Source organism: Pseudomonas sp. NBRC 100443 (assembly GCF_030268185.1).
In the GTDB taxonomy this organism is placed as follows: domain Bacteria; phylum Pseudomonadota; class Gammaproteobacteria; order Pseudomonadales; family Pseudomonadaceae; genus Pseudomonas; species Pseudomonas citronellolis.
On record NZ_BSQE01000010.1, the window covers coordinates 60,419 to 75,929 of the forward strand.

16 protein-coding genes and 1 tRNA gene are annotated in these 15,511 nt (G+C 65.5%); 9 read left to right on the forward strand and 8 right to left on the reverse strand.

Annotation, left to right across the window (positions count from 1 at the left end):
• Positions 1-88: 88 nt before the first annotated feature.
• From QSJ95_RS15010 to QSJ95_RS15020, 3 genes are all read right to left on the reverse strand, one after another.
• Positions 89-1,306, reverse strand: a complete 1,218-nt coding sequence (locus tag QSJ95_RS15010) for a GGDEF domain-containing protein (protein ID WP_009618077.1) — start codon at positions 1,304-1,306, stop codon at positions 89-91.
• Positions 1,307-1,620: 314 nt separating this feature from the next.
• The gene (locus QSJ95_RS15015) at positions 1,621-2,721 is read right to left on the reverse strand and encodes a polyamine ABC transporter substrate-binding protein (protein WP_009618079.1); all 1,101 of its coding nucleotides are present in this window, start codon (positions 2,719-2,721) and stop codon (positions 1,621-1,623) included.
• A 214-nt stretch (positions 2,722-2,935) separates the two neighbouring features.
• A complete protein-coding gene (locus QSJ95_RS15020; protein WP_285643333.1) occupies positions 2,936-3,499 on the reverse strand; it encodes a COG3904 family protein in 564 nt (187 codons plus the stop codon).
• A 162-nt stretch (positions 3,500-3,661) separates the two neighbouring features.
• Between QSJ95_RS15020 and QSJ95_RS15025 the strand changes: the two genes are divergently transcribed.
• Positions 3,662-3,735 (forward strand) — tRNA-Gly (locus QSJ95_RS15025).
• A 236-nt stretch (positions 3,736-3,971) separates the two neighbouring features.
• Entirely contained in the window at positions 3,972-5,900 is a 1,929-nt protein-coding gene (locus QSJ95_RS15030) for an integrase arm-type DNA-binding domain-containing protein (protein ID WP_024128183.1), read from the forward strand.
• Positions 5,901-5,927: 27 nt separating this feature from the next.
• Here QSJ95_RS15030 and QSJ95_RS15035 read toward each other — a convergent pair whose 3' ends face one another.
• On the reverse strand, positions 5,928-6,551 hold the full coding sequence (locus QSJ95_RS15035; protein ID WP_006489045.1) for a LysR family substrate-binding domain-containing protein: 624 nt from the start codon (positions 6,549-6,551) through the stop codon (positions 5,928-5,930).
• Positions 6,552-6,655: 104 nt separating this feature from the next.
• On the opposite strand from QSJ95_RS15035, the gene QSJ95_RS15040 reads away from it, so the two are divergent.
• The 4 genes from QSJ95_RS15040 (at position 6,656) to QSJ95_RS15055 (ending at position 8,960) form a co-directional block, all read left to right on the forward strand.
• Positions 6,656-6,955 (forward strand): helix-turn-helix domain-containing protein, encoded by a 300-nt coding sequence (locus QSJ95_RS15040; RefSeq protein ID WP_009618091.1) that lies wholly within the window; start codon positions 6,656-6,658, stop codon positions 6,953-6,955.
• 120 nt (positions 6,956-7,075) lie between these two features.
• Positions 7,076-7,525, forward strand: coding sequence for an Rrf2 family transcriptional regulator (locus QSJ95_RS15045; protein WP_009618094.1), 450 nt, complete (start codon positions 7,076-7,078; stop codon positions 7,523-7,525).
• Positions 7,522-8,445 (forward strand): NAD(P)/FAD-dependent oxidoreductase, encoded by a 924-nt coding sequence (locus QSJ95_RS15050; RefSeq protein ID WP_285643347.1) that lies wholly within the window; start codon positions 7,522-7,524, stop codon positions 8,443-8,445. The genes QSJ95_RS15045 and QSJ95_RS15050 overlap by 4 nt, the downstream gene beginning before the upstream one ends.
• Complete coding sequence (locus tag QSJ95_RS15055; protein ID WP_006489022.1) at positions 8,442-8,960, forward strand: class I SAM-dependent methyltransferase; 519 nt, start codon at positions 8,442-8,444, stop codon at positions 8,958-8,960. Before QSJ95_RS15050 ends, QSJ95_RS15055 begins: the two co-directional genes overlap by 4 nt.
• A 64-nt stretch (positions 8,961-9,024) precedes the next feature.
• Here QSJ95_RS15055 and mobH read toward each other — a convergent pair whose 3' ends face one another.
• Positions 9,025-10,821 (reverse strand): MobH family relaxase, encoded by a 1,797-nt coding sequence (mobH, locus tag QSJ95_RS15060; protein WP_285643350.1) that lies wholly within the window; start codon positions 10,819-10,821, stop codon positions 9,025-9,027.
• Between the two features lie 333 nt (positions 10,822-11,154).
• Between mobH and QSJ95_RS15065 the strand changes: the two genes are divergently transcribed.
• Genes QSJ95_RS15065 through QSJ95_RS15075 form a run of 3 tightly spaced genes read left to right on the forward strand, consistent with a single transcriptional unit; the run spans position 11,155 to position 12,214 of the window.
• Positions 11,155-11,373 carry an AbrB/MazE/SpoVT family DNA-binding domain-containing protein gene (locus QSJ95_RS15065; protein WP_009618101.1) on the forward strand — a complete coding sequence of 73 codons (219 nt, stop codon included), beginning with the start codon at positions 11,155-11,157 and terminating at the stop codon, positions 11,371-11,373.
• Positions 11,373-11,786 carry a putative toxin-antitoxin system toxin component, PIN family gene (locus tag QSJ95_RS15070; RefSeq protein ID WP_285643357.1) on the forward strand — a complete coding sequence of 138 codons (414 nt, stop codon included), beginning with the start codon at positions 11,373-11,375 and terminating at the stop codon, positions 11,784-11,786. Before QSJ95_RS15065 ends, QSJ95_RS15070 begins: the two co-directional genes overlap by 1 nt.
• A 56-nt stretch (positions 11,787-11,842) precedes the next feature.
• Positions 11,843-12,214, forward strand: coding sequence for a DUF3742 family protein (locus tag QSJ95_RS15075; RefSeq protein WP_285643359.1), 372 nt, complete (start codon positions 11,843-11,845; stop codon positions 12,212-12,214).
• Between the two features lie 14 nt (positions 12,215-12,228).
• Here the strand turns inward: QSJ95_RS15075 and QSJ95_RS15080 are convergent, their stop codons facing one another.
• The 3 genes from QSJ95_RS15080 to QSJ95_RS15090 are packed head-to-tail and all read right to left on the reverse strand — an operon-like array spanning position 12,229 to position 15,507.
• Complete coding sequence (locus QSJ95_RS15080; protein ID WP_285643361.1) at positions 12,229-13,752, reverse strand: conjugal transfer protein TraG N-terminal domain-containing protein; 1,524 nt, start codon at positions 13,750-13,752, stop codon at positions 12,229-12,231.
• Between the two features lie 13 nt (positions 13,753-13,765).
• A complete protein-coding gene (locus tag QSJ95_RS15085; RefSeq protein ID WP_285643363.1) occupies positions 13,766-14,116 on the reverse strand; it encodes a hypothetical protein in 351 nt (116 codons plus the stop codon).
• A complete protein-coding gene (locus QSJ95_RS15090) occupies positions 14,113-15,507 on the reverse strand; it encodes an integrating conjugative element protein (protein ID WP_502945274.1) in 1,395 nt (464 codons plus the stop codon). The genes QSJ95_RS15085 and QSJ95_RS15090 overlap by 4 nt, the downstream gene beginning before the upstream one ends.
• Positions 15,508-15,511: the final 4 nt, after the last annotated feature.

Consider the following 15,511-nt stretch of genomic DNA (forward strand, 5'->3'; position numbering starts at 1 on the left):
TTTTCACGGAAGATCGCCGGGCACGCGCCGGCCGCGCCCTTGAGCGGGCGCCGCGTCTAAAGCTTTCCTGCGGGGGCGGCCCGGCCGGTCAGCCGGGCAGTTCGACCTTGCCGGGCGGCAGCGGCGCCTTGGCCGGGTCGCCGCTGAAGGCTTCCACCCGGTTGCGCCCGCCGTGCTTGGCGGCGTACAGGGCCACGTCGGCGTTGCCCACCAGGGCTTCCTGGCTGGCCACCGGGCCCTGGGCGGTGGAGGCCACGCCGATGCTCACCGTCAGGTGGCCGCGGGCGGCCCAGGCGTGGGGCAGTTGCAGGGCCTCGACGGCGGCGCGGATGCGCTCGCCGATGGCGCAGGCGCTGGCCAGGTCGGCGCCGGGCATGACCACGGTGAACTCCTCGCCGCCGAAGCGCGCGACGAAGTCGCAGTGCTCGCGCACGTTGTCGCGGATGGCCTCGGCCACGCGGCGGATGCCGACGTCGCCGGCGAGGTGGCCGTAGCCATCGTTGTAGAGCTTGAAGTGGTCGATATCCAGCATCAGCACGCTAAGCGGCTCGGCGTGCCGCGCGCAGCGGTGCCATTCGCGCTTGAGCGTCTCGTCCAGGTGGCGCTTGTTGGCGATGCGGGTGAGGTCGTCGGTGCGGCTGAGCACCGCCAGCTCCTGGTTGGCCAGCGCGTACTTGTGCGCCAGCACCTGGTGTTCCCAGGCCAGCTTGAGCGCCTCGTTGAAGCGGATCTGCAGGCGCCGGCCCATTTCCGCGATGAACGGGCAGACCACCCAGGCGGAGACCGCCAGGAAGGTCGCCTGGGGCTCGGGGTCGCGGAAATAGGCGATGCCCAGGAAGAAGAACATGGGCACGTGGAAGGCCAGGTGCGCCGGCCAGTAGGACACGTTGCTCATGGCCACCATCACCGAGGCCAGGGCGATGCAGCCGTAGATCACGTCCTCGTAGGGCGTGCCGTAGCTCATCAGCCAGATGGCGCCGATGCCCCAGGCCAGCCCCACGGCGCCGCACTGCAGCATGGTCAGGCGCGCCCAGGTCTGCGGCGCCAGGCGCTGCGGGTTGCGCCGCCAGGCGTACACCAGGCCCAGGCGCACGCTCATCAGCAGCACCAGCACGGCGAGCCAAAGGCAGCGCCCGAGCAGGGGCGCGCTGGCATGGTAGACGCCGAACACCATGGTGCCGGAGAACACGTTGCCCACCGCGGTGGACGGGCTGGTGGAGAACAGCGTGGCGACGCGCTCGGCCAGGTAGTCCTCGGCGGGGCGCTCGGGCAGCGGTGGCGGGTTGGTGTCGGGGTAGGCGGTCATGCCTGGGCTCCTGGGTGCGCCCCGGGACGGTGCGGCGGGGGCGGGCGCAGGCACGCGCCGGCCCGGCGCGCTGGCGCCTCGGTCCATGGCGGTGCGGTTGCCCGGCCCGACCGATGGCTTCCGTTGCGCGGGAAAATGCAGTGATGTCTCGACGCCATCATGCCTGGAGTACGATGGGAATTCGAGCCCGCGGACGACGGAAGGCAGCGCCGCCGGGCGGGAAGCGGAAAGCGAGACGCCCCCTCTCGCTGGGCGAAAAGGGGGCGTTTTTCTTGCCATTGCACCGTCCTGGTGCGTTATCTCCCGGGTGCGGCTTACTTGCCGGTCTTGATGGTGGTCCAGCTGCGGGTCATCAGGCGCTGGGTGTTGGCCGGCAGGTCCGGGAAGGCGTACAGCTTCTTCATCACCTCTTCCTTCGGATAGATGCCCGGGTCGTTGCGGATTTCCTCGTTCACCAGCGCGGTGGCGGCAGCGTTGCCGTTGGGGAAGGAGGTGACGTTGCTGATCTCGGCGATCACCTGCGGCTCGAGCAGGAAGTTGACCCACTGCAGCGCGCCTTCGGGGTTCTCGGCGTCCTTCGGAATGGCCACGGTGTCGAAGAAGGCGCCGGCGCCTTCCTTCGGAATGTTGTAGAGCACGTGGACGTTGTTCTTCGCTTCCGCGGCGCGGGCCTTGGCCTGGTAGACGTCGCCCGAGTAGCCGACGGCGACGCAGATGTTGCCGTTGGCCAGGTCCGAGATGTACTTGGAGGAATGGAAGTAGGTGATGTACGGACGGATCTTCTGGTACAGCGCGGTGGCCGCCTTGATCTCCTTCGGATCATTGCTGTCGGGCTTGTAGCCCAGGTAGTGCAGGGCCGCCGGCAGCATCTCGGTGGGCGAGTCGAGGAAGCTCACGCCGCACTGCTTGAGCTTCTGGATGTTCTCGGGCTTGAACACCAGGTCCCAGGAATCCACCGGGGCGTTGTCGCCGAGCACGGCCTTGACCTTGTCCGGGTTGTAGCCCAGGCCGATGGTGCCCCACATGTAGGGGATGGCGAACTTGTTGCCCGGGTCGCTGATCTCGAGGGTCTTCATCAGGTCCGGGTTGAGGTTCTTCCAGTTCGGCAGCTTGGACCTGTCCAGCGGCATGTAGACGCCGGCCTTGATCTGCTTGGCGAGGAAGTTGTTCGACGGCACCACCACGTCGTAGCCGGACTTGCCGGCCAGCAGCTTGGCTTCCAGCACTTCGTTGCTGTCGTAGACGTCGTAGACGACCTTGATGCCGGTGGCCTTGGTGAACTTGTCGACCGTGTCAGGGGCGATGTAGTCGGACCAGTTGTAAACGTGCAGCACTTTATTGTCCGCCTGCGCCATACCAGCCACAGCGCCCGCCAGAGTCACGGCGAGCAGGGTCTTGCCGAAGGTCTTGAACATGCAGGTTGCTCCGATTTTCTTCTATCCGTGCGTAAGTTGGGTCTTCCGCACGGATCGACAGCAAGAACCATTCCCGATAATGGCGCCCGGCCATTCCCGGGGCGCAGGCCCCGGCGGCTCTAGCCTGGCGCCAAGGGGCGGGAGGAGGGCAGGCGGGCGCGGCGACGGAATCCCGGCGCGGGCTGTTACAAGGCGTACCGTCGTGCCAGGTGGCTCAATCGAGCCGGTAACGCGCGAGGTCCTGCGCGGAAAGCACGCGCATGCGCCCCGGCTCGATGGCCGCCATGTCCTCCAGCAGGGCGACGGGCACATCCATCTCGCGCAGATAGGCGGCAGGGCTGTAGCGGCTGGCGCCATCGGCCAGCCAGGAATCGCCGCCGGGGAAGTAGGGACGGTGCAGGCCGACATAGCCGCGCACCCGGCGCGCATGCCCGGCGGCCAGCAGGTAGACGCAGGTGCCCTGGCACACGCTGTTGCGCGGCACCCAGGTATCGAACCCGGCCTCGCGCAGCAGCCGGCCCATCTTGATGGCCTCGCCCAGGCTGCCGCCGATGGAATCGAGCAGGGCGATCTTGCGGGCGAACTTGCCGGGGTTGCGCTTCAGCCCCTGCAGCAGGCGCTCGTAGTCCCCCGGCGCGATGTCCTCGGTGACGCGCACCGCCAGGGTGAGCCCCAGCGACTTGTTCTGCACCGGCGCAACCTCGACCCGCGCGAACGCCGCCGTCGAACACAGCACCGAAAGGCCGAACACGGCCACGCGCACCAGGGTATTGCCCATGAACCTGCCTCGCCTTGAACCCAGCGGGAAATCGATGGGAGCGGAAGATACCGCCGATGCTGGCATTTGGCATCCCCCGGCACAGCCGAATCGGCGAATGCCCCGAAGTGCAGCCCCAAGGCTTCACTCCGCCCGCGCCTTCTGGTAAAAAGGCACCCCCAAGCGGGCGTCGTATAATGGCATTACCTGAGCTTCCCAAGCTCATGACGAGGGTTCGATTCCCTTCGCCCGCTCCACTTCAGCTTTCCATGGTGTTCCAAGGACGTCCATGGAGTGTTGCAAGTCATTGTCACGGTTCGATTTTTTCGGAATCTTCGATCCAGTGACGTCCAGCGAAATCCACTGACAGTCGGTCAAAACCGGTACATTAGGTGGTACATCGCAATGCGGAGCTTCCCAGTTCCGCATTGTTGCTGGGGGAGCCGGGGCCCAATGGGAAACATGGCACTCAACTCGCTTTCAAGGAGTTGGGATCATGCTTTCGGACCTCACGGTTCGCCAGGCCAAGGCGACCGGCAAGCCGTACACCCTGGCCGACGCAGACGGCCTTTCGCTCTTTGTTTCAGCCACCGGTGCAAAGGCGTGGCACTTCCGCTTCTCGTGGGGCGGCAAGCGCGACCGCATGTCCTTCGGCACGTATCCAGCGCTCTCGCTGAAGGACGCCCGCGCACTTCGCGATGAAGCCCGCTCGCTGCTCGCCAAGGGCGTCAATCCCCACAGCGAACGCAAGCGCAAGCGGCACGCGATCGTCCTGGCCGGCGAACACACCTTCATGGCCGTCTACGAGCAATGGTTGGCTCATCGCCGTCTCTCGCTGGAGGAAGGACGGCAGACCAGCCTGGAGCAGATCGGGCGCGTCTTCAAGAAGGACGTGTTTCCGTCGCTGCGGCACCTGACCATCTACGAGATCACCCGTGCGCACCTGCTGGACATCATCGGCAAGGTGGAAAAGCGCGGCTCGCTGTCGGTGGCCGAGAAGCTGCGGACCTGGTTCACCCAGTTGTTCACCTACGCCACGGTGGCGATCCCCAACATGGGCGAGAACCCGTCCAGGGACCTGGAAGTGGTCGCGTTGCCTTTGCCGCCGGTCGAACACAACCCGTTCCTGCGCATGCACGAGCTGCCGGCCATGCTGCAGACGCTGCGCAAGTACCGCGGGCGCCTGAACACGCAGTTGGGCTTGCGGCTGTTGATGCTCACCGGTGTGCGCACTGGCGAACTGCGCTTCGCCACGCCCGATCAGTTCGACCTCGACCGGGGCCTGTGGATCATCCCCGTGGCCAGGCTCAAGCAGCGAAAGCTGCTCACCAGGAAGAAGCGCAAGCGCATCATCGACATCCCGCCCTACATCGTGCCGCTGTCGGTGCAGGCGCAGGAGATCGTTCGCCACCTGCTCGACAACTTCAAGCCGGCCCAGGTTCATCTCATTCCCGGCGACTGGTGCCTGAAGAACCCGATCAGCGAGAACACGCTCAACGCCGCGCTCAAGCGCATGGGCTACGAGGACCAACTCACGGGGCACGGCATCCGGGCAACTATCTCGACGGCGTTGAACGAACTCGGCTACCCGAAGAAATGGGTGGACGCCCAGCTTTCGCATGCCGATCCAGACAGGATCAGCGCGACCTACAACCATGCCGAATACGTCGAGCAGCGCCGCGTCATGATGCAGGACTGGGCCGATCGCCTGGACCTGTTTGAGCAGAATGAGGTCGAGGTTGCCAGCCGGCATCTGACCATCACGCTTCAGGGCCTGCCGACCATTGCCGGCCAGGCGACGGTGCAGCCGCCGGTGCTCGACCTCACCGCGCCGCAGCTGATCGTGACCGCGCCGGCGCCCGACAAACCCGAAGCGCCGGCATCGGTGCAGCGGCTGTCGGCCGTGCGCATGCCCGAGTACGCACGGCCGCGCCTGTCGGACGCGCAGCGTGAACGCCTGCAGGTGCTGGAGATCTTCGAGGCGCCGCACAACCTCTCGGTGGCGGACTACGCCAGGCTCGCGGGCAAGTCGCGCCGCTGGATCACCTACGAGATCCAGGCCGGCAACCTGCTGTCGATCCACATGGGGCATCGCGGGCAGCGAGTGCCAGACTGGCAACTCGATCCGCTCAAGCGCAGGCTGGTCCAGTCCGTCCTGAAGCAACTGCCACGGGGCATCGACACCTGGGACATCTACCACGCTCTCCTGCGCTCATATGAGGCCCTCGGGACACGGCCGGCCATCGAAGCCGTCAACCCAACGAACCTGCACCTTGCCGCGCGGCTGGTGGCCGCACAGTGCATGCAGGCGAGCGAGCCAGTCGTGACGACCGAGTTTCCTGAGCAGGTCCGGCAAAGCGTGCAGCGGCTGGTGCGCGAAGCAGTCGCTGCCGATGTCGCCGAAGCGACGCCCGGAGACTGATCAAGCCAGGGTCGCGCCGAAGTTCGGTCAGGCGCTTGCCTGGAGCGATTGGAAGAACCGCTCCAGGTGGGTGCTGTCCGTATTTCGACGGCTCAGGAAGTAGGTGGTGAGCGTCAGCGCGCCCTCTTGCAAGGGACGCTGGACAACGCCAAGGGAACGATGGCCCTCGATGCGGGCGGCGGGTGCCAGGCAGACGCCGTAGCCGGCGGCCACCAGGGTCATCATCAACCCGAACGATGTGGCCGTCGTGACGTCCGAGGGGAAAACGCCGGCCGCCGTCAGCAGCGTGTCGATCTGCCCGCAGTAGCCCACACAGTCGCGGGCATCCAGGGCGATCCAAGGGTGGTCGGCGGCCTGCTCCAGGGACACTGACGCGAAGGCCAGCAAGGGGTGATGGGCAGACACGGCCAGTGCCAGCGCATCGCGCCAGACGGGGCGGACATCGATGCCTTCAGGGGCTGCGGGCGACTGGCAGAGGCCCGCCTCGAAAGCCCCCGCGAGCAGTCCTCGATGCAGGTCCTCCAGGCGTTCTTTATGAAGGCGAATGGGGTGGTCCGGATGGCGCCGGCGATGTTCCGCCATCGGCACCGACAACCGGGGATAGGCCAGGCAGTCCGACAGGGCAATGTTCAAGGGCTCGGAAGCGATCATCGTGTCACCTGTACAACGCCGACACTGGAAAAAACCGGGCGCGACCGGTTGATGAGATAAGTTTAACGTGGTTTAAATTCGCTTGGCGCGTGACGCTTCTGTCGATGCAGAAGCGATCGGTGCAACGCGGCAGACCCGCAGGGACAAGAACCTATGAAAGCGAGCCAGCGCGCGCTTTCGGCGTTGCCGTGCGCGAGGCACGGACCGCGCAGGGGCTGGCCCAGGAGGTGCTCGCGGAACAGGCGGGCATCGCCCGGTCGCACATGGGCAAGATCGAGCGCGGCGAGCACATGCCCACGCTGGTGTTGATCCTGCGGATCGCGAAGGGGCTGGGGTGCTCGGCCGCGGCACTGATGGCCGCGACCGAGGCGCAACTGTCCGAGGAAGAGAACGACGCCGAATAGCCATGCCGTCATGGCGGTGAGGCGTCAACAACGTTCTTGTACGTCAAGGTTGTGACTTGCCAGGCGTTCATTGCCACCTCGCATTTGACACGCGACCTTTTTCGTAACATCATTTGTTTCATGAAAAGAGACAGCCGCCTCTCGTCTGTCCTGCATGCGCTGCTGCACATGGCCGAGCAGGATGGACCCGTTACCTCAGAAACCTTGGCGCTATGCCTGGGAACCAACCCGGTCGTCGTTCGGCGCACGATGGGATACCTGCGGCAAGCGGGGATCGTCACCTCCGAACGAGGTCACTCAGGAGGATGGCGTATCCACGCCGACCTTGGCAGCGTCACCCTGCGTCAGTTGCACGAAGCCCTGGGCGAGCCGGCGACGTTTGCCATCGGCAACCGCAACGAGACACCGGAGTGTCTGGTCGAGCAGACGGTCAATGCGGCACTCGAAGGCACGTTTGCCGAAGCCGAGGCGCTGCTGCTGAAGCGGTTCTCGGAAATCACCCTTGCCGATCTGGCCTCTGACTTCGCACGCCGGCATGCGGCTTTACGACATTCAAGGAATCAATCATGAATCACGATGTGATCGTCGTCGGCGGAAGCTACTCAGGAATGGCCGCGACCCTGCAACTGGTGCGCGCACGCAGGTCAGTGCTGGTGATCGATGCGGGCCAGCGGCGCAACCGCTTCGCCAGCCATTCACACGGATTTCTCGGTCAGGATGGTGTGCCGCCAGGTGAAATCGCTGCAAACGCACGCCGCCAGCTTCAAGCCTATCCAACGCTGACCTGGCTTGAAGGTCGGGTGGAAGCTGTCGCCGGGCAGGCGGATGAATTCACCGTCACGACGGCTGATGGCGAGTCGCACCTGGGGCGACGCATTCTGTTGGCGACGGGGGTGACCGACCAGCTTCCAGCCATCGACGGGCTCGCGCAACGCTGGGGGAAGACGGTTTTTCACTGCCCGTACTGCCATGGCTATGAACTTGGACAAGGCCGCATCGGCATCGTCGGTGCCAGCCCGATGTCCATCCATCAGGCTGAACTGCTCACGGATTGGGGGGATGTCACCTTGTTCGTCAACGGTGCATTGGAACTCAATGAGGAAATCAGGTCCACTTTGGAACGCCGAGGCGTGGTCATCGAAGAGGCGCGCATCGACAAAATCGAGGGGCATGCCGACGTGACATTGGTGGACGGAAGGCGACTGAGCTTTGCGGGCCTGTTTGTTGCAACGCGAACCGTTCCCTCCGACCCTTTGGCCAGGACAATCGGCTGTGCACTGGAAGAAACGCCCATGGGCATCCAGATCCGCACGGATGCCGAGAGCAAGACCTCGGTGCCTGGGATCTTTGCCTGCGGCGATGTCGCGGGGGCACCGCATTCGGTGTCGCTGGCCGTGGGCAACGGTGCCATGACCGGCGCCCAGATTCACCGATCACTGCTTTGGCCCGAGACGATCGAGCCAGCGCAAGCGGAAGGCCGCGCTCGATGACGTCGTTCTCCGACCCGACGGCGGTATCGGGTTATGCGGAAAGAACCGCGAGGATCGTGCCGGGCCTGCGCGACCTGCACCGGATGGCGGGCGTGCTGCTGGCCGAACGCGCGCCGGCCGACGCGCGCATCTATATCGACAGCGCCCCCAAGGGGCCCTTCGATGGCGCGACCTGCCTGCTGACACTGCATTTCCTGCCGCCAGCCGAGCGGCTGAAGACGCTGCAGCAAATACACCTGCGACTCAAGCCCGGTGCGTCCCTTGTCGTCACGCATCACAGTTTTCCCGGCGACGATCCCGTCAGGGACAGATGGCTCTCGCGCAATGCGGCGTTTGCGGCTGCTTCCGGCGTACCAGTGCGTCAAGCCGAAGGCAGCATCGCGGCGATCAAGGAACGGCTGCCCGTGCTTTCGCCCGCGCAGGATGTCGATCTGCTCCGCGAGGCTGGATTCACGGACATCGACCTTTTCTATTGCGCGTTCACCTTCAAGGGTTGGGTCGCCCATCGAGCATGAGGGGGATCGACGATGCAAGACATAGGGTCGGCAGGTGCGTTGCCCGTGTGTAGCGAGGAGACTCTTAGCCACGCACCAGGGACAGGTAGGGGTTGTCCGGCGGGACTTCCGCGAACAATGCCGAAGGCGCCATCAACAGATAGCCGTGCAACCGCCGCGACTTGCGCGGCCCGGTGACTTCGCAGGTCCAGATGTTCAGGCCGCTGTCCTGTTTGCGGTGCAGTCCCAGCTTCTCGAAGCGCTTCTGCACCCATTGCCAGTCGTGCAGATTGTCCTGCCGGGCCAGCACCTGGATCTCCGGATGTTCCTGCGCGTAGCGCTGGAAAACACCGGGGCTGACCAGGTACGCCGTGCCATCGACGGTATGCACCAGTGCCTTCGCGTCGTTGATGATGAGCTTGCGCGACTCGATGCCTTGCCTGAGCCAGGCGATGAAGGCTTCCCCGAACGGCGTGGCCTTCGCGGGAGCCGGCATGGTGGCAGGACTGGTCGGCGCCAAATGGGTCACTGTCGCAGGTGCGGCGGTGGATGGTGATGGCGGTTCCGCGCTGGCGGACGATGCACTGGTGGTGGCTGCGTCGGACGCATCGAGCATCGACAGCAGATCGGAGACCGGGTCCGCGATCCCTGCCGGGCAATCCGCTACCCCAGGGGACGGTGAGGTGGCCGGGATACCGGAGGGGGTCGACGCGTCATCTTCGCCAGGGAGGGGCTCTTCCGTCGTGACCGTGCCAGCGAACGATGTGGGACGCTCTCCCGACTCCCAGATCAAGGCCGGCGACAGGCGCAGGAAGGTAAAGCTGTGCGACCAGCCTGTGCCGCTCGTGACGGTCGCCCGCCAGATCGCCTTCCCATCCGGGGCGGGCTGCACGATGCCATGGTCCTGGAGTACCGTGAAGACGGCAGTGTTGTTCGATGGAATGCCTTCGATGCCCTGCGACAGGAGGTGCGCGCGCAGCTTGTCGCTGACCGTCTTGCTGACGAGCCAGAGTGCGTCCTGGGTCAGCCATCCATCCGACGGGCCGCCGGGCTGGTTCAGCTTGAATTCCTCGCGCAGCAGGTAGCGCAGGCCATCCAGCAGCTTGCGCTGCAACGCATGCTTCGGCGCCGCCATCGCCCTGGCCGGATCACCGCCGAGCGCCAGCGCCACCGATGCCTGGTCGGCCTTGACGACCAACTCGCCCAGCGTGCCGGCATGCTCGTACTGGCCCGCCAGCACGTACAGCAGCGCCGACCATAGGTCTTGGTAGTCGCTCAGCCAGTCGAGGATGCCGGCATCGAGCACACGGGTGTAGAGCAGCCCCGTGGCGGCGCCATGCAGCCGGTACTCGCGATCCGTCCGGTAACGAAAGCGGTACGGCTGCCGCAGCGGCCCATGCCAGGGGTGCCAGACCACGCCATCGGCCTGCTCGACGTGCAGGTCGACCGCGATCTTGCCAATGTCGTGCAGCAGCGCGGCGTAGGCGGTCCCGGCGGTCCAAGCCTCGGCTTGCGAGGCCTGGACCTCGGGCGGGGCTCCGGCCGGGAGCAAGTGGGACTGCCTCAGCTTGAGCGCGTAGGCCACGATCTCCAGGCCGTGGTCCAGCATGCCGCCCGGCCAGGCATGGTGATGCGCCTCCGAGGCCGGGAACTGCTGGACCAGCTCGGCGTAGCGCTCCAGCGGCGCCAGGTACAGCAAGCGGAACTGCCGACGCGACAGCGAGGTGCGCTGCCAGATGTGTTCCAGCAGTCGCTGCCGGCGTGGCTCTGCCAGCAACGATGCGGCCGACTGCGGCCGGGTCAGCCCTTTGGCAGGCTCGGCGGGAGGCGGCGCGGCAGCGGTGGCCAGCGGCACCCGTTTGCGCTGGAACAGCGAAAGCATGGCGACATCCTGGTGATGGGCTGGCCGGAGGAGCCTTTTGGCCTTTCGGGTAGGGGCCTTTCCCGTTGAGGCCATTCCCTTGCCCCTTCCCCAGCCCTTTGGCCTTCGACAAGCCCTTCGGTATAGGGGCAGTTGGCTTCGTATGCCGCAATCAATGCGGAGCCCATGCGCTCCAGGATCGGGATCGGAACAGGCACTGTGTTTTCACCGGATCAGGCCGCTTCAACCGGCGCTGAAAGCGCAGCAGGCCCTGAAACCCCTGCGCCCGACGGCATGCTTGTCGAGAATGAAGTAAGGAAGTAAGATTTCCTTTGTAACTGACGGAGGCATCCCATGCTTGCCAAGCTCACTTCGAAAAACCAGATCACGCTGCCCAAGGCGGCCGTATCCGGCGTGGATGCAGCGGAGTACTTCGACGTGACTGTCGAGGGCGGCCGGATCATCCTGACGCCGGTGCGGGTCCAGAAGGCCCAGGCCGTGCGCGAAAAGCTGGAGCAACTCGGGATCACCGAGCAGGACGTCGAGGATGCCGTGGCCTGGGCGCGGCGCTGATGCGCAGGGTCGTGCTCGATACCAACATCGTGCTGTCGGCGTTGATCTTCAATGCAGGACGCCTTGCCTGGATACGCCATGCCTGGCAGCAACAGCAGTTGCAGCCGCTAGTCTGCCGGGAGACGGCCAGTGAACTGCTGCGCGTTCTGGCCTATCCCAAGTTCAAGCTGTCGAACTTGGAACAGCAGGAGTTGATGGCGGACTTCCTGCCCTACGCCGATGTGGTGGAACTGCCAGCGCCATGGCCAGACCTGCCGGTCTGCCGCGACGAGAAGGACCAGGTGTTCCTGGTGCTCGCGCATGTCGGCAAGGCGGATGCATTGATCACGGGCGATGCGGACATTCTCGCCATGCGAGAGGACTTTCCCGGCCTGATCATGACCGCCGAAGCATTCGCGGCGCGGCAGGCATGAAGGAAACCGGCACGGCCTTGCCCAACGACCGTGGAACGACCATGAGGTAGCCAACCATGAAGCACACCGCAGGCATGACCACCGCAGCGCGACTCGGCCGCTGGCTGGGCAGCGTATGGGGTGGTTACCTGCGCGCGGAGCGTCGAGTGCATCGATGGCTGATGGCGCAGGGACTGCCGGCAGGCGGTGCAAGGGTGCTGATCTGGGTGGTCAAGCTGGCGATCCTCGGGGTGTTGCTGTACGTCGCATTCTGGGTGGCGCTGATGCTGGTCGCTCTCTTTGTGGCAGCCAGGATGGCGGAGCAAGCGCCGCAAGGTGACGATGATTTCCTCGGACGCAAGGCCGAAGAGCTGGATCATCGCGAAAGCCTTGCCTACGACCCCATCAACTACAGCGATGACCCAGATCCACGATTCGAAGACGATTGAACCGGCGGTTGGAGCTATTTCTGCTTGGCCGCACCGATCATCAAGCCGCCGCCCCTGCCACCGGCTTGTCCGGCATCCCGCGTGCCAGTACTCAATCCTTGAACCACGTTGCCTGCACGGATACCAGCCCAGGCCAATGCCGCCACCCAGAACGTGGGCAAGATCAAAAACATCGTGGCCATCACGAAGTTCAGCAGCATGTCGCCGAAGGTGTTGTTGAGGCCCACCAGCGGATCGAAGTTCGTGTGCGGCCGGTTCCAGCCCCACCCCCAGCCGTAGAGCGCATCCAGGATCGTCGAGTCGATCCAGCGGGCGAGCTGAAACCAGAAGTCGGTGAAGAACAGCGCGAACTGCACCACGCTCACCGTGACCACCGTCTTGAGGTCATAGGTGCCGATCAGCAGCACCAGCGGGATGCAGATGACCAGCGCCATCTTGAGCAGGGACAGCACCATCGGCAGTGCCTGCCGCACCACGTCCATCGCCGGGAAATAGCCCAGTGATCCGACGGTCAGCCCCACGTCGCTGGCGGCGCGGGTGACGATGTTGGGCAGCGTCATGTCGATCTGGCCACCGTAGTCCGTGTAGACCACCCCCTGGTTAAGCTTCTGCTGGCGAGGGCTGGCGACGGCGCGGATCACCGAGTCGTTGACCTCGGCCTGGCTCAGGAAGCCCGCCCAGCCGGCCAGTCGCGCCAGCAGGTTGGGGTCGACCTGGGCCAGCAGTCGTGCCCGCAGGCCGTGGCCGCCGTCGGACCACCACTGCCGGCAGGTCGGGTAGCCGCCTCCGCCGGGCACCTGGGCCAGGCCGGCGTCGCGCGTGGCGTCGAACGGCCAGGCATTGCGCGGTGTCCTGGAGCGGTAGCTGTCGTAGAAGCCGGCGGTGTCGACGAAGTAGCTGGAGCCGATCCAGGTGACGTCGTGCATCTGCTCCTCGCTCAGGCTGGGCCGGGTCATGAACAGCTTGGCGCGGGCGGGACCGTAGCAGTCGCGGGTGAAGTCGCTGACCTCCTGGGCCAGCATCGGGTCGTCGATGCGGGTCGCGTCGATGTCCATGCGGATCTGCCGCAGGTCGGTGCCGCAGGGAATGGCCGCGACCGAGGCGCCGGTGATCGCGCGCGAGATCGCGTGCATGGCGAACCACCACACCGGCACCTTGGCCGACTGGTTGTTGATCGTGCTGAACGATTGCAACCAGCCCGTATCGGTCGGCTCCGGGACATTCACTTGGCATTGGGTCGAACGCGAACGGTCGTACTTGATGGTATTGAGATCGACGTCGATGAAGGGAACGCCCGCGAACAGGATCACCACGATGGCGACGAAGACGCGGTTCTCGATGCGGGCCGAGGACAGCACCCCCTTGTTGCCCTCGTCCGCGCCTTCCGCGCGGGCTTTCAACCATTCCTGGATGACGATCGCCAGGAACGGGACGGCGAACATGCCGCTGGCGACCAGCACCGACCAGATGCCGTTGTGGACCACCCAGGACACCAGCGTCAGGTAATACTCCAGGTAGTCGGTCGTGAACAGCGTCATGGCGAACCCCGCGCTACCGTGCCTGCATCAGCAGGCTGGCTTCCAGCACGATCACGGCGACGATGGCCGCAACCTCCGCGCGCAACAGCCGCTGCCCGGCAGCGCGCTCCGGTTCCCGCGCGCGCAGGCGACGGCGCATCCAGAGCCAACCCCAGGCGGTGACGGCGTAGAGCAACAAGCGCCAGGCCAGGAAGGCCCCGGATTGCGCCGCCATCCATCGCTGCCAGCCCTCGACGCCACCCGCGATGCGGATGCCGACCACATTGACGGCGGTTGCGGCGATGAGCAGCGACACCGCCCATGCCAGCACCAGGATGGCACGCCGGCGGGACAGCCAGCGCAGGCACCGCACCACGGCATTCATGGATGGCTTCCGCCGGACGGCGGCCGCTGCAGTTCATCGACCCGATTGCGTACCGGGTCGCCCTCGTAGATGCCACGCGCACCGGCGGCGCGGGTGCTGTGGCGCTGGATGATCGCCATCGGCGAGTTGCTGGCCAGTTCGCGGCGCAGTTCCAGTTCGGTCTTCAGGTTGTGAATCTCGCGGTCGAGGATGTCGCTTTCGTGGGTGACGGCCTTCTGGGCCAGTTCGTTGGCGGCCACGTTGGGCTCCTTGCGCCCGGTCAGCAGCGTGCGTTGCAGCAGCAGCGCCTTCTCCAGCACGCTGGCCAGCGCGACCTCCGAGGCCAGGCGCCGAGCCAGGATGTCCTGGTCCGTCTCGTCGCGCAGCGCCTCGACCACGCCACGGGTGATGGGCAGCGACGCGCTGCTCGCAGCCAGCAGGTTCTGCGCCGTGGTTGGACGGCTGCCGGCGACCAGTTCCTGCAGGGCCTGCAGCTTGTCCTCGTATTCCTCCTGGATCAGCGGGGTCAGGCCAACGCCCGACGTGGTGACGGTCTTGGTGCATGCATCGCAGGTGCGCTGTTCCTGCTCGCCTAGCACGCGAATGGCCCAGGCCGCGGCGGCATCGGGCGAACTCCAGGTCTGGCAGGCCAGGTTGCCGCCGCAACTGGCTTGCGGAATCGAACTGGCATCGCCGACGCCACGGCCATTGAGCAGGTTGTAGCCGGCGCGGGTCACGTCGCCGACCACACGCACCGGAGGTTGGCCCGCACCACCGGCGTTGTCTCCGCCGACCCACGGAACGCCATTGTTGCCACGGTTCGCCTCGGCGTCGTCGATGGCCGAGACCGCATCGGTGCTCGCGACGGTCTGCTTCAGCGCCATGCCTTCGGCGAGCTGGTCCCAGCCGAGTTGCCCACCTGCCATGTCGGCCATGCGGTTGGCGATGGCGCGGCAGGTCAGCTTGCTGCGATCGAAATCCAGCCTGGCTTGCAGCACCCCATTCGTCAGCAGGTTGTACAGCCCTGGATCGGCGCGCTGGATGATCAAGGCGGGCAGCGACGCCACGGCAGCGGTGGCGTTCTGGATCACCGAGGACATGATGGCCTGGAAGCCGTTGGTGATGCCGTTCAACTGGTTCTGCAGCGTGGTGGTGATGCTCATGTCGCCACAGATCAGGTTGCTGTTCCAGCCGACGCCAACACCGATGGAGTGCATGTTGGCCGCACCGCTCATGGATACCGCGCGGCCGCCCCCAATGCTGTAGAGCACGTCGTCGCCGATCACGCTGCCCTGATGCTGGACGCCGTACTCGTTGACGCTGGTCTGCGCCCCGGCGCCGGAGCAGCACATTGCCGCAACGGCCAATGCGACGCAAAGAAATCGACGGGCGCTCGGCGGTGGAGTCGTCATGGCA